The sequence below is a fragment of the Streptomyces sp. NPDC033229 genome, assembly GCF_055576875.1.
Window position 1 is genome coordinate 127,576 of the sequence record NZ_JBVIQR010000005.1, and the last position, 18,677, is coordinate 146,252.

Annotated in this window: 18 protein-coding genes, 1 pseudogene and 1 riboswitch; of the genes and pseudogenes, 17 read left to right on the plus strand and 2 right to left on the minus strand. The window is 71.2% G+C overall.

Annotated elements, in window-relative coordinates; all coding sequences use genetic code 11:
- Positions 1 to 47: 47 nt before the first annotated feature.
- The 8 genes from lepB to ACZ53N_RS07090 all read left to right on the plus strand — a co-directional run bounded on the left by lepB (position 48) and on the right by ACZ53N_RS07090 (position 6,721).
- Positions 48 to 788, plus strand: coding sequence for a signal peptidase I (gene lepB, locus ACZ53N_RS07055; protein WP_469139903.1), 741 nt, complete (start codon positions 48 to 50; stop codon positions 786 to 788).
- Positions 781 to 1,269: an NUDIX hydrolase gene (locus ACZ53N_RS07060; RefSeq protein ID WP_469139904.1), complete on the plus strand. Its 489-nt coding sequence runs from the start codon at positions 781 to 783 to the stop codon at positions 1,267 to 1,269. The genes lepB and ACZ53N_RS07060 overlap by 8 nt, the downstream gene beginning before the upstream one ends.
- A 39-nt stretch (positions 1,270 to 1,308) precedes the next feature.
- Complete coding sequence (locus ACZ53N_RS07065; protein ID WP_009714730.1) at positions 1,309 to 1,617, plus strand: DUF2469 domain-containing protein; 309 nt, start codon at positions 1,309 to 1,311, stop codon at positions 1,615 to 1,617.
- Positions 1,618 to 1,783: 166 nt separating this feature from the next.
- On the plus strand, positions 1,784 to 2,143 hold the full coding sequence (locus tag ACZ53N_RS07070) for a YraN family protein (protein WP_469139905.1): 360 nt from the start codon (positions 1,784 to 1,786) through the stop codon (positions 2,141 to 2,143).
- On the plus strand, positions 2,143 to 3,759 hold the full coding sequence (locus tag ACZ53N_RS07075) for a YifB family Mg chelatase-like AAA ATPase (RefSeq protein ID WP_469139906.1): 1,617 nt from the start codon (positions 2,143 to 2,145) through the stop codon (positions 3,757 to 3,759). The genes ACZ53N_RS07070 and ACZ53N_RS07075 overlap by 1 nt, the downstream gene beginning before the upstream one ends.
- Positions 3,756 to 5,012: a DNA-processing protein DprA gene (gene dprA / locus ACZ53N_RS07080; protein ID WP_469139907.1), complete on the plus strand. Its 1,257-nt coding sequence runs from the start codon at positions 3,756 to 3,758 to the stop codon at positions 5,010 to 5,012. The genes ACZ53N_RS07075 and dprA overlap by 4 nt, the downstream gene beginning before the upstream one ends.
- A gap of 240 nt (positions 5,013 to 5,252) precedes the next feature.
- A complete protein-coding gene (gene whiG, locus ACZ53N_RS07085) occupies positions 5,253 to 6,089 on the plus strand; it encodes an RNA polymerase sigma factor WhiG (RefSeq protein ID WP_469139908.1) in 837 nt (278 codons plus the stop codon).
- Positions 6,090 to 6,181: 92 nt separating this feature from the next.
- A complete protein-coding gene (locus ACZ53N_RS07090; RefSeq protein WP_184739516.1) occupies positions 6,182 to 6,721 on the plus strand; it encodes a TetR/AcrR family transcriptional regulator in 540 nt (179 codons plus the stop codon).
- A 285-nt stretch (positions 6,722 to 7,006) separates the two neighbouring features.
- On the opposite strand, the pseudogene ACZ53N_RS07095 reads toward ACZ53N_RS07090, so the two are convergent.
- Positions 7,007 to 7,546 (minus strand): annotated as a pseudogene (locus tag ACZ53N_RS07095) (peptidoglycan DD-metalloendopeptidase family protein); the annotation flags it as partial.
- Between the two features lie 314 nt (positions 7,547 to 7,860).
- Here ACZ53N_RS07095 and rpsB point away from each other — a divergent pair.
- From rpsB to ACZ53N_RS07140, 9 genes are all read left to right on the plus strand, one after another.
- The gene (gene rpsB / locus ACZ53N_RS07100; RefSeq protein ID WP_365371563.1) at positions 7,861 to 8,742 is read left to right on the plus strand and encodes a 30S ribosomal protein S2; all 882 of its coding nucleotides are present in this window, start codon (positions 7,861 to 7,863) and stop codon (positions 8,740 to 8,742) included.
- 95 nt (positions 8,743 to 8,837) lie between these two features.
- A complete protein-coding gene (gene tsf, locus ACZ53N_RS07105) occupies positions 8,838 to 9,674 on the plus strand; it encodes a translation elongation factor Ts (RefSeq protein ID WP_130880151.1) in 837 nt (278 codons plus the stop codon).
- Between the two features lie 162 nt (positions 9,675 to 9,836).
- Entirely contained in the window at positions 9,837 to 10,616 is a 780-nt protein-coding gene (pyrH, locus tag ACZ53N_RS07110) for a UMP kinase (protein ID WP_130880152.1), read from the plus strand.
- Between the two features lie 169 nt (positions 10,617 to 10,785).
- Positions 10,786 to 11,343: a ribosome recycling factor gene (frr, locus tag ACZ53N_RS07115; RefSeq protein WP_130880153.1), complete on the plus strand. Its 558-nt coding sequence runs from the start codon at positions 10,786 to 10,788 to the stop codon at positions 11,341 to 11,343.
- Positions 11,343 to 12,425, plus strand: coding sequence for a phosphatidate cytidylyltransferase (locus ACZ53N_RS07120; RefSeq protein ID WP_362211920.1), 1,083 nt, complete (start codon positions 11,343 to 11,345; stop codon positions 12,423 to 12,425). Before frr ends, ACZ53N_RS07120 begins: the two co-directional genes overlap by 1 nt.
- A 98-nt stretch (positions 12,426 to 12,523) precedes the next feature.
- Positions 12,524 to 13,630 (plus strand): dual-specificity RNA methyltransferase RlmN, encoded by a 1,107-nt coding sequence (rlmN, locus tag ACZ53N_RS07125; protein ID WP_130880155.1) that lies wholly within the window; start codon positions 12,524 to 12,526, stop codon positions 13,628 to 13,630.
- Between the two features lie 38 nt (positions 13,631 to 13,668).
- Positions 13,669 to 13,774: riboswitch (TPP riboswitch) on the plus strand.
- A complete protein-coding gene (locus ACZ53N_RS07130) occupies positions 13,770 to 14,852 on the plus strand; it encodes a thiamine ABC transporter substrate-binding protein (RefSeq protein WP_469139909.1) in 1,083 nt (360 codons plus the stop codon). It overlaps the preceding riboswitch by 5 nt.
- 71 nt (positions 14,853 to 14,923) lie before the next feature.
- On the plus strand, positions 14,924 to 16,537 hold the full coding sequence (locus ACZ53N_RS07135) for an ABC transporter permease (protein ID WP_469139910.1): 1,614 nt from the start codon (positions 14,924 to 14,926) through the stop codon (positions 16,535 to 16,537).
- Positions 16,538 to 17,599 (plus strand): ABC transporter ATP-binding protein, encoded by a 1,062-nt coding sequence (locus ACZ53N_RS07140; RefSeq protein WP_469139911.1) that lies wholly within the window; start codon positions 16,538 to 16,540, stop codon positions 17,597 to 17,599.
- Positions 17,600 to 17,672: 73 nt separating this feature from the next.
- Here the strand turns inward: ACZ53N_RS07140 and ACZ53N_RS07145 are convergent, their stop codons facing one another.
- Positions 17,673 to 18,608 (minus strand): hypothetical protein, encoded by a 936-nt coding sequence (locus tag ACZ53N_RS07145; protein ID WP_469139912.1) that lies wholly within the window; start codon positions 18,606 to 18,608, stop codon positions 17,673 to 17,675.
- Positions 18,609 to 18,677 lie beyond the last annotated feature (69 nt).

Below are 18,677 nucleotides of genomic sequence, written 5' to 3' on the forward strand. Positions count from 1 at the left end.
TGCCCCCGGGCATGGAATCCGATCTTCTACGCGGGGCGGGACACGGGATGAGCGTGACGCAGACGACCGACGGTCACGGCCGCGCGGGCAGGACACTGTCCGGGCTGGCCGTGGCCGTCGGTCTTTTGCTCTTCCTCGGTGGATTCGTGTGGGGAGCCGTCCTCTACCGCCCCTACACCGTGCCCACCAACTCGATGTCGCCCACCATCGGGATCGGCGACCGGGTCCTCGCCCAGCGGATCCACGGCGACGACGTGCGGCGCGGGGACGTCGTCGTCTTCGAGGACCGGCTCTGGGCCGACCAGCCCATGGTCAAGCGGGTCGTCGGGGTCGGCGGTGACAAGGTCGCCTGTTGCGACCGGCAGGGCCGGATGACGATCAACGGCGAGCCGCTCGTGGAGCCGTACGTGCCGGGGCCGGGACCGGCCTCGCCGACCGGCTTCGCCGCCACCGTGCCCGACGGGCAGCTCTTCCTCCTCGGCGACCACCGCGCCGACTCCCTGGACTCCCGTACCCACCTGACCGACGCCGGCCGGGGATCGGTGCCGCGCACGGCGGTCAAGGCACGGGTGGACGCCACCGCCTGGCCCATGGCCGGCTGGGGCATGATCGACCGGCCCGCCGCCTTCGCCGCGCTGCCGGGCGGCACCTCACGGCCCGGACCGCTGCCGCTGGTGGTGACCTCCGTCGTCGTGGGGGCCGCGCTTATCCTGGGCGGTGCGGCGTACGGGCCCCTCGCGCGCCGGCTGACCAGGAACGGAAGGGCGATGGCGGAATCGCATGGCTGACGGCACGCGCAGGGCGGCGCGCGTCATCCTGCTCGATGCGCGGGACCGCGTCCTGCTGATGAACGGCTTCGAGCCGGCCGACCCCACGAGCACCTGGTGGTTCACCCCGGGCGGCGGGCTGGAGGGCGACGAGACCTGGGAACAGGCGGCGCGCCGGGAACTGGCCGAGGAGACCGGGATCACAGAGATCGAACTGGGCCCGGTGCTCTGGCGCCGGTTCTGCTCCTTCCCCTTCGACGGGCGGCGCTGGGACCAGGAGGAGCAGTACTTTCTGGCCCGCACCGAGCAGGCGGGCCAGTGGACCGGAGGCGGGACCGAACTGGAGCGCCGCAGTGTCACGGGCCTGCGGTGGTGGACCTGCGAGGAACTCCTCGCGGCCCGTGAGACGGTGTATCCGACCAGACTCGGCGAGCTGCTGCGTACGCTGCTCGACGAGGGACCCCCGAGTACGCCGGTGCTCCTGGAAACTGAGTGCGCCTGACGCACAATGGGGGGACGCACGGCTGAAGGGGAACATGCCATGAGCGCCGAGGACCTCGAGAAGTACGAGACCGAGATGGAGCTGAAGCTCTACCGGGAGTACCGCGATGTCGTCGGTCTGTTCAAATACGTGATCGAGACCGAGCGTCGTTTCTACCTCACGAACGACTACGAGATGCAGGTCCACTCCGTGCAGGGCGAGGTCTTCTTCGAGGTCTCGATGGCCGACGCGTGGGTGTGGGACATGTACCGCCCGGCCCGGTTCGTGAAGCAGGTGCGGGTCCTCACGTTCAAGGACGTGAACATCGAGGAGCTGAACAAGAGCGACCTCGACCTTCCGGGTGGCTGAGTCGTCCAGATGATCCGCCTGGCTGAGCCGCTGGGTGATCCGCCTGGCTGAGCCGCTCGGGGGGCAAGCCTTCCGGGTGACGGGGTTTTCCACAACCACCGGGTTATCCACCAAGATCCAATAGTTCAGGGTGGGCGCGGCACAGTCGGTGCCGGAGGTGGTGCCCGTGAACGCCCGAGGAGCACTCGGCCGCTACGGCGAGAATCTGGCGGCCCGACGGCTGACCGAGGCCGGGATCGTCATCCTGGAGCGCAACTGGAGATGCCGGGCCGGCGAGATCGACGTCGTCGCCCTGGACGCCGACGCGCTGGTGGTGTGCGAGGTGAAGACCCGCCGCTCCGGGGCCTACGAACACCCGATGGCCGCCGTCACCCCGGTGAAGGCCGAGCGACTGCGGTGGCTCGCCGCATGCTGGCTGGAGCGGCATGGCGGCCCGCCGCCGGGCGGGGTGCGGATCGATCTGGTCGGGGTCCTCGTCCCCGACCGGGGCGCGCCCGTCGTCGAGCACGTCAAGGGGGTGGCCTGATGGGTTTCGCCCGTACCTGCTCGGTGGCCCTCGTCGGTGTCGAAGGGGTCGTGGTGGAGGTCCAGGCCGATCTGGAGCCGGGCGTCGCGGCCTTCACCCTCGTCGGCCTCCCCGACAAGAGCCTCGTCGAGAGCCGGGACCGGGTCCGCGCCGCGGTCGTGAACTCCGGGGCGGAGTGGCCGCAGAAGAAACTGACGGTGGGTCTGAGCCCGGCCTCGGTCCCCAAGGGCGGCAGCGGCTTCGATCTGGCGGTTGCCTGCGCGGTGCTGGGGGCCGCCGAGCGCATCGACCCGCGCGAGATCGCCGACCTGATGATGATCGGTGAACTGGGCCTCGACGGCCGGGTCCGCCCGGTGCGCGGCGTCCTCCCCGCGGTCCTCGCCGCCGCCGAGGCCGGATACCGCCAGGTCGTCGTCCCCGAACGCACGACGGCCGAGGCCGCCTTGGTGCCCGGAGTCTCGGTGCTCGGAGTCCGCAGCCTGCGTCAGCTGATCGCCGTCCTGACGGACGAGCCGGTGCCCGAGGAGGAGGACCGGCCGCGCGAAGGCAGCCCCGACCCGATGCTGGCGGGGCTGTCGGTGCCGGGGATGGGGATCGGGGCGGGCGCCCTCCTCGGCGAGCACCGACCGGACCTCGCCGAGGTCGCCGGCCAGAGCAGAGCGCGCCGGGCGCTGGAAGTCGCCGCGGCCGGGCGCCACCACCTGTACTTCCAGGGCCCGCCGGGCGCCGGCAAGACCATGCTCGCGGAGCGGCTGCCCGGTCTGCTGCCGCCGCTCACCCCGCAGGAATCCCTGGAGGTCACCGCGGTGCACTCGGTGGCCGGGGTGCTGCCCGCCGGGCAGCCGCTCGTCGAGCGGGCACCGTACTGCGCGCCCCATCACTCCGCGTCCATGGCCTCGCTCGTCGGCGGCGGTTCGGGGATGCCCCGGCCCGGGGCGGTGTCATTGGCGCACAGAGGCGTGTTGTTCATGGACGAGGCCCCGGAGTTCTCGGGCCGGGTGCTCGATGCCCTCCGGCAGCCACTGGAGTCGGGGCACGTGATCGTGGCCCGTTCCGCGGGGGTGATGAGACTGCCCGCCCGCTTCCTCCTCGCCCTGGCTGCCAACCCCTGCCCGTGCGGGCGGCACGGACTGACCGGCGAGGGGTGCGACTGTGCCCCTCAGGCGGTCAGACGGTACCGATCACGTCTGTCCGGGCCGCTCATGGACCGCGTCGACCTGCGGGTGACGGTCGAACCGGTGGCCCGGTCCGAGCTCATCGGCCTGGGCACTGGGCAGGGGGCGGAGTCGACCGCCGATGTCGCCGCACGTGTCCGCGCCGCCCGGGACCGGGCCCTCTTCCGGTACGCGGACACGCCCTGGCGCACCAACAGCGAGGTGCCCGGACACGAACTGCGGACCCGCTGGCGCGTCGCCCCGGAAGCCCTGGCCGAGGCCGAACGAGACATGGAGCGAGGGCTGCTGACGGCACGTGGCCTCGACCGGGTCCTGCGGGTGGCCTGGACGCTGGCGGACCTCGCGGGACACAACCGCCCCGACGCGGCGGACGTGAACCACGCGCTCGAACTACGTACGGGCTTTCAGCGCGGCCCCGCCCTGACGGGAGCCCCGACATGACGCCGTCCATCCCGGACTTCACGCCGGATGCGACCACGACATCCACGCCGGATCTCACCGCGGATTCCACCCCGGGCTCCGTACCGGACGGTGAGCGGCTCGCCAGGGCGGCGTTGACGCGGCTGACCGAGCCGGGGGACGAGATTGTGGGGCGGTGGGTGCGGGAGCTGGGGGCCACCGCCCTGGTCCGGGGGCTGACGGGGGCGGGGCGGCCGCCGAAGGGGGCGCGCGAGGAGCGGCTGGCGGGGTGCCGCGCCCGCGCCGCCCTCCTCGACCCGGCGGGCGACCTCGATGCCGTGGCCCGGCTGGGCGGCCGCTTCCTCTGCCCCGGCGACCGGGAATGGCCCGGGCAGCTCGACGACCTGGGTGATGCCCGACCCCTCGGCCTGTGGGTGCGTGGCCGTGCGAACGTTCGACTGTGGGCGCTGCGTTCCGTCGCCGTGGTCGGCGCCCGGGCCTGCACCGACTACGGATCGCATGTGGCGGCCACCCTCGGGGCCGGGCTGGCCGAGCGCGGCTGGGTGGTGGTCTCCGGCGCCGCCTACGGGGTCGACGGGGCTGCGCACCGCGGGGCACTCGCCGCGGGCGGGGCGACGGTGGCCGTGCTGGCCTCGGGGGTGGACGTGCCCTATCCGCGCGGACACACCGAGTTGATCGACCGGATCGCGGAACAGGGGCTCGTCCTGGCAGAGTTGCCCCCCGGTGGTCATCCCACGCGAAGCCGGTTCGTGCTGCGCAACCGCGTCATCGCCGCGTTGACCCGGGGGACGCTCGTGGTGGAGGCCGAATACCGCAGCGGATCCCTCGTCACGGCGCGCCACGCAAGGCGGCTCGGTCGGCACACCATGGGCGTTCCCGGTCCGGTCACGTCCGGACTGTCGGCCGGCGTGCACGAACTGCTGCGCGAGGAGGCGAGCCTGGTGACCGACGCCGACGAGGTCGTCGAGCTGGTCGGCGGCATCGGCGAGCTGGCGCCCGAGCGGCGCGGGCCGATCGTCGCCCGGGACCTGCTGGAGCCCGCGGCGGCCGGAGTGCTGGAAGCCCTGCCCGGACGGGGCGGCGGACGCCTGGACGGCATCGCCCGGGACGCGGCCCTGAGCCGGGACCGGACGCTCGCCGGACTCTACGAACTCCAGGCCCTGGGCTTCGTCGAACGCCGTGGTGACCTCTGGCAGTTGGCCGGGCCGCCGTCAACATCCGGCACCCCCAAGCCCCCCGGACGACGCCCGACCGTGCGGCGAGGCGGTACTTGACCTGGGGCGATCGGGTGAAAGGGTTAAGGCGATGACCGAGGCAGCCGATGCGGCGAGCTCTGTACGGCCGCCGTGCGACCAGGCGGCCGCCATGCCGGGGCGCGGGCGGCGGAGCATATCCGCGCATCACCGAAGGAGTTCCCTTCGCTCACCGCGACGCCCCAGTCACGCTACGCTCACGGGAATCCCGCCATTCGTACCCCTCGATCCACGTCACACCAGAACGGCTCAAGACGACGAATGCCCCAGCACACCTCCGGGTCCGACCGCGCGGCTGCGCCGCCCGCAGCTCGCGGCGCCGCGCGCCCTCCCGCGCCCTCGACGCTCGACGAGCTGTGGCGGTCGTACAAGGCCTCGGGCGACGAACGGCTGCGGGAGCAGTTGATCCTGCACTACTCGCCGCTGGTGAAGTACGTGGCGGGCCGGGTCAGCGTCGGTCTGCCGCCCAATGTGGAGCAGGCCGACTTCGTCTCCTCCGGGATCTTCGGGCTGATCGACGCCATCGAGAAGTTCGACCCCGCACGGGCCATCAAGTTCGAGACCTACGCCATCACCCGGATCCGGGGGGCGATGATCGACGAACTGCGCGCGCTGGACTGGATCCCGCGCTCGGTTCGGCAGAAAGCGCGTGCCGTCGAGCGTGCCTACGCCACGCTGGAGGCCCAGCTGCGCCGTACGCCCTCCGAGGCGGAGGTCGCCGCGGAGATGGGCATCGCGCTGGAGGAACTGCACGGCGTTTTCAGCCAGTTGTCCCTGGCCAACGTGGTGGCGCTGGAAGACCTGCTGCACGCCGGCGACGAGGGCGGCGAGCGGCTCAGCCTGATGGACACGCTGGAGGACACCGCCGCCGACGACCCGGTCGAGGTGGCCGAGGATCACGAGCTGCGCCGACTGCTGGCCCGTGCCATCAACACCCTCCCGGAGCGCGAGAAGACCGTCGTCACCCTGTACTACTACGAGGGCCTCACGCTGGCCGAGATCGGTCAGGTGCTCGGCGTCACCGAGAGCCGGGTCAGTCAGATCCACACCAAGTCGGTGCTCCAGCTGCGGGCCAAGCTGGCGGACGTCGGACGCTGAATCGTCCCTCCAGCGTCGTCCTCGACGGGGTAGGTCCGTAGAGTGGACGCGTGCCCAGGATTCGAGCGGCCTCCGTGGCCGAGCACCGGACGATGCAGCGCGGCGCCCTGCTGGACGCCGCCCGCTCCCTGCTGTCCGAAGGCGGTACGGAGGCGCTGACCTTCCCCGCCCTCGCCGAGCGCACCGGACTCGCGCGGTCCTCGGTCTATGAGTACTTCCGCTCGCGGGCGGCGGTGGTCGAGGAGCTGTGCGCCGTCGACTTCCCGGTCTGGGCGGCGGAGGTCGAAGCCGCCATGGACCGGGCGGACACGCCCGAGGCGAAGATCGAAGCGTATGTGCGACAGCAGCTCGCGCTCGTCGGCGACCGCCGTCACCGGGCCGTCGTCGCCATCTCGGCGGGCGAGCTGGACGCGGGTGCGCGCGAGAAGATCCGCGCCGCGCACGGCGGGCTGATCGCCATGGTCGTCGAGGCCCTCATGGGCCTCGGCCACGAGCAGCCCCGACTGGCCGCCATGCTCCTCCAGGGTGTGGTGGACGCCGCGGTCCGCCGGATCGAGCTGGGCGCCGCCGAGGAACCGCACCGGATCACCGAAGCGGCGGTCTCCATGGCCCTGCGCGGCGTCCGCGGCTGAGCCGCCCCCCTCCTTGGCCTTTTTGGCCTCCTTGGCTAGCCGGGCCCCTTCTTCCGTCCTTCCGGCTCCTGTGCCCCCTACGGCTCCCTCGGTGGCCGGCGCCCCGGATGGTGCCGGCATCGATACGGCGCTCGCGCCTCCCAAGGGAAGCGGCGGGAAGGCGCCGGTCAGCGGGAGCAGGCGGGACGGGGCGCGGCGGAGCATGTCCGGTGGCAGCAGGCTCAGCGGGTCGAGATAGGCCTCACCGCGCCGCAGCCCCCAGTGCAGACAGCCTCCCGAGGTAGGGGCACCTCCCACGCCGCTTCGGCAGTGGGAGAAGAACGACCCGCCCGCCAGGATGCCGATCACCTCTCCCGCCGCCACCCGGTCGCCCACCCGCGCCGTCGCCCGTACCGGCTCGTACGTGGTGCGCAGCGGGGGATCTCCGGTGCCGGACAGCTCCACCACCAGCACCGGGCGCCCCGCGACCGGGCCGGCGAAGGTGATCGTGCCCGGCGCCGCGGCCCGGACCGGCTGCCCGGCGGCGCCGGCGAGGTCCACCCCGCGGTGGCCCGCCCTCCAAGGCTCCGGAGGCGGGTCCCAGCCCCGCACGACCAGGGGCCGCGCCCCGCGCGCGCCGCTGACCGGCCAGGCCCGGTCGCCGGCCGCCCGCCCCGGGCCGCCGGCCGCCCGCCCCGGGTCCGCGGGCGCGGCGGCCCCGCCCGGCGGGGGCCGGCCGGCCGCTGGATACGTCGCCGAAACCGCGGCCGGAGCCGTGGCGCACAGGATGATGGCCGGCAGCGCCCAGAGGGCGAGGGCTCGCACGGCCGAGCCGAGTCGTCGCATGCCGTCACCGTCCCGCACTGCGCCGTCCGGTGGGGATCTTGACCCGGATCTGTGGACTACTCGCGGGTTGTGGACATCGCCGTCACCCGGGCCTTCACCGGTCCCGTACACTTCTCATGGCGATCCGGGTCACCGGATCGACTTCGCACGCCCCGCCACTGGCGCGTCAGTCCCTTTCGGGCAGCACGGTGGCCGTGTCTCTCGGTCCGTGGAACGGCTTCTCGCAAGAGTTCCCTCCGCGGCAGGCACGCCGGGGCGTCAGGAGCGGCGGCCGCCCGGCCGCCGTGGAACCGAGCAATACGAGGAGCGCGGCCATGGCCGTCGTCACGATGCGGGAGCTGCTGGAGAGCGGCGTCCACTTCGGTCACCAGACCCGTCGTTGGAACCCGAAGATGAAGCGTTTCATCTTCACGGAGCGCAACGGCATCTACATCATCGACCTGCTCCAGTCGCTGTCGTACATCGACCGCGCCTACGAGTTCGTCAAGGAGACCGTCGCGCACGGCGGCTCCATCATGTTCGTCGGTACGAAGAAGCAGGCCCAGGAGGCCATCGCCGAGCAGGCGACCCGCGTCGGGATGCCGTACGTCAACCAGCGCTGGCTGGGCGGCATGCTCACCAACTTCTCGACCGTCTACAAGCGCCTGCAGCGCCTGAAGGAGCTCGAGCTCATCGACTTCGAGGATGTGGCCGCGTCCGGCCTCACCAAGAAGGAGCTGCTCGTCCTCTCCCGCGAGAAGACCAAGCTCGAGAAGACCCTCGGCGGTATCCGCGAGATGCAGAAGGTGCCCAGCGCCGTCTGGATCGTGGACACCAAGAAGGAGCACATCGCCGTCGGTGAGGCGCGCAAGCTCCGCATCCCGGTCGTCGCGATCCTCGACACCAACTGCGACCCCGACGAGGTCGACTACAAGATCCCGGGTAACGACGACGCGATCCGTTCCGTCACGCTGCTCACCCGCGTGATCGCCGACGCCGTCGCCGAGGGCCTCATCGCCCGTTCCGGTGCCGCCACCGGTGACGCCAAGGCCGACAAGGCCGCCGGCGAGCCGCTGGCCGAGTGGGAGCGCGACCTGCTCGAGGGCGACAAGAAGTCCGACGAGGCCGAGAAGCCGGCCGAGGCCGCTGCCGAGGCCCCCGCCGAGGCTGCTGCCGAGGCCCCCGAGGCCCCGGCCGCGGACGCCGAGCAGGCCTGACCACTCAGTCGCGGTAGATGACGGGGTCGGCGCGAGACGCGCCGCCCCCGTCGTGCACCGTAGTCACAACGACTTTCGAGAAGAGATTCACGAAAATGGCGAACTTCACCGCCGCTGACGTCAAGAAGCTCCGTGAGCTCACCGGCGCCGGCATGATGGACTGCAAGAAGGCGCTGGACGAGGCCGAGGGCAACGTCGAGAAGGCCGTCGAGATCGTTCGCGTCAAGGGCCTGAAGGGCGTGGCCAAGCGCGAGAGCCGCACCACCTCCAACGGTGCCGTCGTCTCCGTCATCGCCGACGACAACACCTCCGGTGTGATCGTCGAGCTGAAGTGCGAGACCGACTTCGTCGCCAAGGGTGACAAGTTCGTCACCGTCGCCGACGCGCTCGCCGCCCACGTCGCCAAGACGGCCCCGGCCGACATCGAGGCGCTCATGGCGTCCGAGATCGAGTCCGGCAAGACCGTCCAGGCGTTCGTGGACGAGGCCAACGCCACCCTCGGTGAGAAGATCGTCGTGGACCGCTTCGCGCAGTTCGCCGACGGCTTCGTCTTCGCGTACATGCACCGCACGGCCGCTGACCTGCCGCCGCAGGTCGGTGTCCTCGTCGAGCTCGACAAGGAGAACGCCGAGGTCGCCAAGGACGTCGCGCAGCACATCGCCGCGTTCGCGCCGAAGTTCCTCTCCCGCGAGGAGATCCCGGCCGACGTCGTCGACAACGAGCGCCGCGTCGCCGAGGCCACCGCTCGCGAGGAGGGCAAGCCCGAGGCTGCCCTGCCGAAGATCGTCGAGGGTCGCGTCACCGGCTTCTTCAAGGAGAGCGTGCTGCTGGACCAGCCGTTCGCCAAGGACAACAAGAAGACCGTCCAGAAGATCCTGGACGAGGCCGGTGTCACGCTGAAGCGCTTCTCGCGCATCCGCGTCGGCGCCTGAGCCGTCAGCAGGACGCGAATGACCTGCGACCCGCTAGGGTCGTACGCAGCCGCCCGTCCACCGGCCGGCCGCTGATGTGACGAGGAGGCCATTGCCGTACAGGGATCTGATAAGGACCCATCCGGCAATGGCCTTCTTCGTATGTGCACGAGGAGATCTCCAATGAATCAGGGTGCGGACGCCCCACAGGCCGCCGACGACGAGAGCACCGACCACGGCAAGCGCCGTCGGTTCATGCTGAAACTGTCCGGCGAGGCCTTCGCCGGCGGCGGAGGGCTCGGCGTCGACCCCGATGTCGTGCACGCCATCGCCCGGGAGATCGCGGCGGTCGTCCGCGAGGGCTACGAGATCGCCGTCGTCATCGGCGGCGGCAACTTCTTCCGCGGCGCCGAGCTGCAGCAGCGCGGCATGGACCGGGCCCGCTCGGACTACATGGGCATGCTCGGCACGGTCATGAACTGCCTCGCCCTCCAGGACTTCCTGGTCAAGGAAGGCATCGAGACGCGGGTGCAGACCGGCATCACCATGGGACAGGTCGCCGAGCCGTTCATCCCGCTGCGCGCCGTGCGCCACCTGGAGAAGGGCCGCGTCGTGATCTTCGGCGCCGGCATGGGCATGCCCTACTTCTCCACCGACACCACCGCCGCCCAGCGCGCCCTGGAGATCCACGCCGAGGCGATCCTGATGGGCAAGAACGGTGTCGACGGGGTCTACGACTCCGACCCGAAGAAGAACCCCGACGCGGTGAAGTTCGACGCCCTCGAATACGGCGAGGTCCTCTCCCGCGGCCTCAAGGTCGCCGACGCCACCGCCATCACCCTGTGCATGGACAACAAGCTGCCGATCCTCGTCTTCGAACTGCTCGCCGAGGGCAACATCGGCCGCGCGGTCAAGGGTGAGAAGATCGGCACGCTGGTGAGCGACCAGAGCACGCGGGCCTGACGGGCTCGCACAACCGCCCGTACCGGCCAGGTGCCGGTCCGGGCGGCAACTCCGGGCCGCGGGAAGACCTCGGCACGGGGATGGACAACTGCCTGCCGGTCGGACACCGTGCAGGAGAAGACGCGCGCAGGGGCGAGGCTCTGCTTACTGATAACACCAGGAGCAAGTGGTGATCGAAGAGATCCTCCTCGAGGCCGAGGAGAAGATGGAGAAGGCCGTCGTGGTCGCCAAGGAGGACTTCGCGGCGATCCGCACGGGGCGTGCGCACCCGGCGATGTTCAACAAGATCGTGGCGGACTACTACGGTGCGCTGACGCCCATCAACCAGCTGGCGTCGTTCTCGGTTCCCGAGCCGCGCATGGCCGTGGTGACCCCGTTCGACAAGAGCGCGCTGCGCAACATCGAGCAGGCCATCCGCGACTCCGACCTGGGCGTCAACCCCAGTAACGACGGCAACATCATCCGGGTGACCTTCCCGGAGCTGACGCAGGAGCGCCGCAAGGAGTTCGTCAAGGTCGCCAAGACCAAGGCCGAGGACTCCAAGATCTCGATCCGCTCCATCCGCCGCAAGGCCAAGGAGCTCCTCGACAAGCTCGTCAAGGACAAGGAGTCCGGCGAGGACGAGGTGCGCCGCGCGGAGAAGGAGCTCGACGACACCACCCAGAAGTACGTCGCTCAGGTGGACGAGCTGCTCAAGCACAAGGAATCCGAGCTCCTCGAGGTCTGATGAACGACGCATCCTGGGGGGCCCCGCCGCGCGTCGGCTCTTGGGGGTCCACCGACCAGGGACCCGCCGGTACGGCGGGTCCTGTGCACGAGGCGGCCTACGCGGCGCAGACTCGCCCCATGCCCATCGTGCCCGACGCAGGCGGAGACCAGGACGACCGTGATCAGGGGGCCGCTGACTTCGGCGGCCCCCTGTTCCGCGATGAACAGGAGCCCGACATCCGGCCGCAGGAGCCTGCTGCCCCCCAGACGGCGAACGCGGCGAAGAAGAGCGCCGGGCGCGATCTGCGGGCAGCGATAGGGGTGGGTATCGGCCTCGGCGCCGTCATCCTCGCCTCCCTGTTCATCTACAAGCCCGTCTTCCTCGGGGTCATCGTGGTGGCCGTGGTCGTCGGGCTGTGGGAGCTGACCTCCAGGCTGGCCGAGAAGAAGGCCATCCGGGCACCTCTGGTGCCGCTCGCGGTCGGCGGCGCCGCCATGGTCGTCGCCGGCTTCGTGAACGGCGCCGAGGGCGCGTGGGTGGCCATGGCCTTCACCGCGCTCGCGGTGCTCGTGTGGCGCATGACGGAGCCGCCGGAGGACTATCTCCGCGATGTCACGGCGGGTATCTTCGCGGCCTTCTACGTGCCGTTCCTCGCCACCTTCGTGGCGCTGATGCTGGCCGCGGACGACGGTGCCTGGAGGGTGCTGACCTTCCTGGTGCTCACGGTGGTCAGCGACACCGGCGCCTACGCGGTGGGCTGGCGGTTCGGCAAGAAGAAGCTCGCTCCGCGCATCAGCCCCGGCAAGACCCGGGAGGGGCTGCTCGGCGCGGTGGCGTTCGCCATGGTGGCGGGCGCGCTGTGCACGCACTTCCTGATCGACGGGGGAGCGTGGTGGCAGGGCCTGCTGCTGGGCCTCGCGGTCGCGGTCAGTGCCACGCTGGGTGATCTCGGCGAGTCGATGATCAAGCGGGACCTGGGCATCAAGGACATGGGCGCCCTGCTGCCGGGCCACGGCGGGATCATGGACCGGCTGGATTCGCTGCTGCCGACCGCCCCGGTGGTGTGGCTGCTGCTGGTCGTCTTCGTCGGCAGCACCTGAGTCGCGACAGGGGTCCTACCTGCGGTTTCTTCGGTGAGGGGTGCGTTGTCCACAGGGCGGCGGGCCCCTCTCCGTATGTCTGCGACACTGGTAGGACCATGCCTGCACCTGGAGAACTCACTTTCGTCGCGCCGCGCGGGGCCAAGAAGCCCCCGCGGCACCTTGCCGACCTCACCCCCGCCGAGCGCCGCGAGGCCGTCGCCGCGATCGGCGAGAAGCCGTTCCGTGCGAAGCAGCTGTCCCAGCACTACTTCGCCCGCTACGCGCACGACCCGGCGGCATGGACGGACATCCCGGCGGCGGCCCGCGAGAAGCTCGCGGCCGAGCTGCTGCCCGAGCTGATGAGCGTCGTCAGGCACATCTCGTGCGACAGCGACACCACCCGCAAGACCCTGTGGCGACTGCACGACGGCACGCTGGTCGAGTCCGTGCTCATGCGTTACCCCGACCGGGTCACCATGTGCATCAGCTCCCAGGCCGGCTGCGGCATGAACTGCCCGTTCTGCGCCACCGGTCAGGCCGGGCTGGACCGCAATCTGTCGACCGCCGAGATCGTGCACCAGATCGTCGACGGCATGCGCGCCCTGCGCGACGGCGAGGTGCCCGGCGGCCCGGCGCGGCTGTCCAACATCGTCTTCATGGGCATGGGCGAGCCGCTCGCCAACTACAAGCGCGTCGTCGGCGCGATCCGCCGTCTCACCGACCCCGAGCCGGACGGCCTCGGGCTCTCGCAGCGCGGCATCACCGTCTCCACCGTCGGCCTGGTGCCCGCGATGCTGCGCTTCGCCGACGAGGGCTTCAAGTGCCGTCTCGCGGTCTCCCTGCACGCGCCGGACGACGAGTTGCGCGACACCCTGGTGCCGGTCAACACCCGCTGGAAGGTCCGCGAGGTTCTCGACGCCGCCTGGGAGTACGCGGAGAAGTCCGGTCGCCGGATCTCCATCGAGTACGCCCTGATCCGGGACATCAACGACCAGGCGTGGCGTGGTGACCTGCTCGGCCGGCTCCTCAAGGGCAAGCGCGTGCACGTCAACCTCATCCCGCTCAACCCCACCCCGGGGTCGAAGTGGACCGCGTCCCGCCCGGAGGACGAGCGGGCGTTCGTCCAGGCCATCGCCGCGCACGGCGTGCCCGTCACGGTCCGTGACACGCGCGGCCAGGAGATCGACGGAGCGTGCGGTCAGCTCGCCGCCGCCGAGCGCTGATACTGTCCACTCGCCCAGGCGAACACCTCGCACAAATGAACATCCGACAGGGGAGCGCGCAGAGCGCTGAGAGTGCGGCACAGGCCGCAGACCCTCGGACCTGATCCGGGTCATACCGGCGTAGGGAGTCAACCCACTCATGAACACCACCTTCCGGCGTGCCGTCGGCGCGGCCGTCATCGCCGCGCTCGGCGTCCCCGTGCTGGCCGCCTGCGGCGGCTCGGACGACTCCGGCTCCGGCTCGAAGACCGTCACGCTCGTCTCGCACGACTCCTTCGCCGCGTCGGACGCGGTGCTCAAGGAGTTCACGCGGGCCACCGGGTACAAGGTCAAGGTGCTCAAGAGCGGGGACGCCGGGACGGCCGTCAACCAGGCCGTCCTCTCCAAGAACCACCCGCAGGGCGACGTCTTCTTCGGCGTCGACAACACCCTCCTGTCTCGGGCGCTCGACAACGGCCTGTTCGCCCCGTACGAGGCCAAGGGCCTGGACCGGGTCCCCAAGGAGCTGCAGGCCGACGCCGGCCAGCACCGGGTCACGCCCGTCGACTTCGGCGACATCTGCGTGAACTACGACCGCGCGTACTTCGCCGGCCACAAGCTCAGCCCGCCGGCGTCCTTCGACGACCTGATCAAGCCGGAGTACAAGAACCTCCTGGTCACCGAGAACGCGGCGACCTCGTCCCCCGGGCTCGCCTTCCAGCTGGGCACCGTCGCCAAGTACGGCGACGCCGGCTGGCAGGACTACTGGAAGAAGCTCAAGGCCAATGGCGTCGAGGTCGTGGACGGCTGGGAGCAGGCGTACAACGACCGCTTCTCCGGTTCCGCCGCGGGCAAGAAGGCCAAGGGCGACAAGCCGCTCGTCGTCTCCTACGCCTCCAGCCCGCCCGCCGAGGTGCTCGGCGTGAAGCCGCTGCCCAAGGAGGGGCCGACCGGCGTCGCGACGGGCACCTGCTTCCGGCAGACCGAGTTCGCCGGGCTGCTGAAGGGCGCGAAGAACACCAAGGGCGGTGAGGCTCTGATCGACTTCCTGCTGGGCAAGAAGTTCCAGGAGGACATGCCGCTCCAGATGTTCGTCAACCCGGCGAACCGGGACGCCGCGCTGCCCGAGGAATTCACCAGGTTCGGTGCCAAGATCACCGATCCCGCGACCCTCGCCCCGGAGAAGATCGCCAAGAACCGCGACCAGTGGGTCAAGGCATGGTCCTCGCTCGTCCTGAAGTAGACGACCCGAAGCGACACGTCCCGAAGCGACCGAAGAGGCTCTCCCGGCAGACGGCGGTCCGGCTCGGCCTGATGGCCCTGCCGGTCGCCTTCTTCGCCCTGTTCTTCGCCTACCCGGTCTCCGCCATCGTGGCCCGGGGACTCAAGGACGGCGGACGGTGGCAGTTCGCCCGCGTCACAGAGGTACTCGGCGACGAGCGGATCGGCCACGTCCTGTGGTTCACCACCTGGCAGGCCCTCGCGTCCACGGCCCTGACCCTGGCCCTTGCCCTCCCCGGCGCCTATGTCTTCGCCCGCTTCGACTTCCCCGGCAAGCAGCTGCTGCGGGCGGTGGTCACTGTCCCCTTCGTCCTGCCGACCGTCGTGGTCGGCTCGGCCTTCCTGGCGCTGCTCGGACGCGGCGGACTGCTGGACGAGCTGTGGGGGATGCGCCTGGACACCACGGTCTGGGCGATCCTCCTGGCCCATGTGTTCTTCAACTACGCCGTCGTCGTACGGACCGTCGGCGGCCTCTGGGCACAGCTCGACCCCCGCCAGGAGGAGGCGGCCCGGGTGCTGGGCGCCGGGCGCCTCGCCGCCTGGCGCCGGGTGACGTTGCCGGCGCTCGCGCCCGCCGTGGCCGCCGCCGCCCTCATGGTCTTCCTCTTCACCTTCACCTCCTTCGGCGTGGTCCAGATCCTCGGCGGCCCCCGCTACGCCACCCTGGAAGTGGAGATCTACCAGCAGACCGCGCGGCTGCTCGACCTGCCGACGGCCGCCGTGCTCACCCTCGTGCAGTTCCTGGCCGTGGCCGTACTGCTGGGGGTGCACGCGTGGACGGTGCGGCGGCGGGAATCCGCGCTGAAACTGGTCGACGCGGCCCACACCTCCCGCCGCCCGCGGGGGGCGGCCCAATGGGCGCTCCTGGCGTCGGTGCTGGCCGTGGTGGCGCTGCTGATCCTGGTGCCGCTCGTCGTGCTCGTCCTGCGCTCCTTCGAGGGGCCCGACGGTTACGGATTGGCCTTCTACCGCGCCCTGGCCTCGGCGGACGACAACGGCGGCACCTTCGTCGTCGCCCCTCTGGAAGCCATCGGCAACTCCCTGGCCTACGCGCTGGCCGCCACCGGCATCGCCGTCGTCGTGGGCGGCCTCGCCGCCGCCGCGCTGACCCGGCGGGCGGGACGGCTCGTACGGGGCTTCGACGCCCTGCTCATGCTGCCGCTGGGCACCTCCGCGGTGACCGTCGGCTTCGGCTTCCTGATCACCCTGGACGAGCCGCCGCTGGATCTGCGCTCGTCCTGGATCCTGGTCCCGCTGGCACAGGCCCTGGTGGGCGTGCCCTTCGTCGTCCGGATCATGCTCCCCGTGCTGCGCGCGGTGGACGCGCGGCTGCGCGAGGCGGCCGCGGTGCTCGGGGCGTCACCGCTGCGCGCGTGGCGCGAGGTGGACCTGCCGCTGGTCGGGCGGGCCCTGGCGGTGGCGGCGGGGTTCGCGTTCGCCGTGTCGCTGGGCGAGTTCGGGGCGACCGTCTTCATCGCCCGGCCCGACAACCCCACCCTGCCGGTGGCCGTTGCCCGGCTGCTCGGCCGCCCCGGGGAAATCAACTACGGCCAGGCCATGGCCCTCAGCACGATCCTGATGCTGGTGTGCGCGGCGGCGCTGCTGGTACTGGAGCGCGTGCGCACCGACCGTTCGGGAGAGTTCTAGATGTACCGGCTGCGACAGGATCTGCTGCGCCTGGACAGCGTCACGGTCCGCTTCGGCGGGCGCACGGCCCTGGACGCGGTGGACCTTCAGGTCGCCGAGCACGAGACGGTGTGTGTCCTCGGGCCGAGCGGCAGCGGGAAGTCCACGCTGCTGCGGGTCGTCGCGGGGCTGCAGCACGCGGACGCCGGGCGGGTCTTCCTCTCCGGTGCCGACCAGGGCCAGGTGCCCGTCCATCGGCGCGGGGTGGGCCTGATGTTCCAGGACCACCAGCTCTTCCCGCAGCGGGACGTCGGCGGCAATGTCGGCTTCGGGCTGCGGATGCGCAAGGTCGGGCGCGCGGAGACGGAGCGCCGCGTCGCGGAGCTGCTCGACATGGTGGGCCTGCCGGGCGCGCAGCGGCGGTCCGTCGCGGCGCTGTCCGGTGGCGAGCAGCAGCGGGTGGCCCTGGCGAGGGCGCTCGCGCCACGGCCGCGGCTGCTGATGCTCGACGAACCGCTGGGACAGCTCGACCGGAGCCTGCGCGAGCGCCTCGTGGTCGAGCTGCGGCAGCTCTTCGGCCGGCTGGGCACCACGGTGCTGGCCGTCACCCACGACCAGGGGGAGGCCTTCGCGCTCGCCGACCGGGTGGTGGTGATGCGTGAGGGGCGGATCGCGCAGGCCGGGACGCCGCTGGAGGTGTGGCAGCGGCCGGCGTCGGAGTTCGTGGCCCGCTTCCTCGGCTTCGACAACGTGGTCGAGGCGACGGTCGGCGGTGAGCGCGCCGACACCGTGTGGGGGAGTGTGCCGGTGCCGACGGGGACGCGGCAGGGCCCGTGCAGGCTGCTCGTACGCCCCGCCGGGGTGCGGCTGCTGCCCGCGGGGGAGGGGCTGCCGTGCACCGTCACCGGCCGGACGTTCCGGGGCGACCATGTCGTGGTGCTGCTGCGGCCCCCGAACGGGCCGGAGCTGGAGGCGGCGTGCGAACTGCGGGGCGCCCCACAGCCGGACGCCCACGTGGGCGTCGGCTTCGATGTGAACGACGTGGTGGTGCTCTCTCCCGCCGAGGACGGCTCCGCCGCCTGAGCCCGAACGGGAGAGCCCCCCGCACCGTCGCCAAGGACAGTGCGGGGGGCTCTCCCGTGGACGGTGGCGGCCCTCAGCCCGTTTTCGTCGGGGCCGGTGCGAGGTCCCGTGCCCCGGCTTCGGACTCCGGCACCACCACGCTCTCCGGTTCGCCGTACCAGGCGACCGCGACCGCGCCCGCCACGGCCAGCAGGAAGCCCGCGACGGCCATCCAGGCGAGGCCGTCACGGGAGGTGTCGCCGAGCATCAGCACGCCGATGAGGCCGGGCAGGACGGTCTCGCCGACGACCAGGGCGGCCGTGGCACCGTTGACCGAGCCGATCTGCAGGGCGACCGTGTGCAGGTACATGCCGATGGTGCCCGATATGAGGATGGCGTAGAGCGCCGGGTCCGCGATCAGCGTGGGCAGGTCGAACGGGTCGATGCCGTCGAGGATGCGCACGCCCACGCCGATGGCGCCGAAGCCGAGTCCGGACAGCAGACCGGCGAGGATCGCGGACTTCGAGCCCAGCAGACGGACGGCGATCGTGCCGCCGATCATCAGCACCAGCGAGATGATCAGCAGCCACCAGTGGGTGGAGCGCGCGGTGTCGCCGCTGCCCTCGTGGCCCGCGGCGGTCGCCAGCAGCACCAGCGCAGAGCAGACGACACCGATCGACAGCCACTCGGGCTTGGTCAGCCGGATGCCCAGGAGCTTGATGCTCAGTACGGCGGTGACGACGAGGTTGGCGCTGATGACGGTCTGGGAGAGGAACAGCGGCAGCATGCGAGCGGCCAGCGCGCCGAGTCCGAAACCGAGGAAGTCCAACACCGTACCGACCATGAACTCCCAGGTCACCGCGGCCTTGGCGGTGGAGGAGAGGCTGGGGCCGCCATGCTGCGTCGTACCCGTCGTGGAGGCCGCCGCGGCCTCCCGGCGGGCCGATTTGCGCGATCCCACGGCTTGCAGGACCGAGCCTGTGCCGTAACAGGCCGAGGCCGCGACAGCCGTCAGAAGGCCGATGATCACCAATAGCTCCGTTCGCCTGATAAACCGTCGTGCTCCTGAAGCAGACGCGTTTTTCGGCGTGGAAGTTGC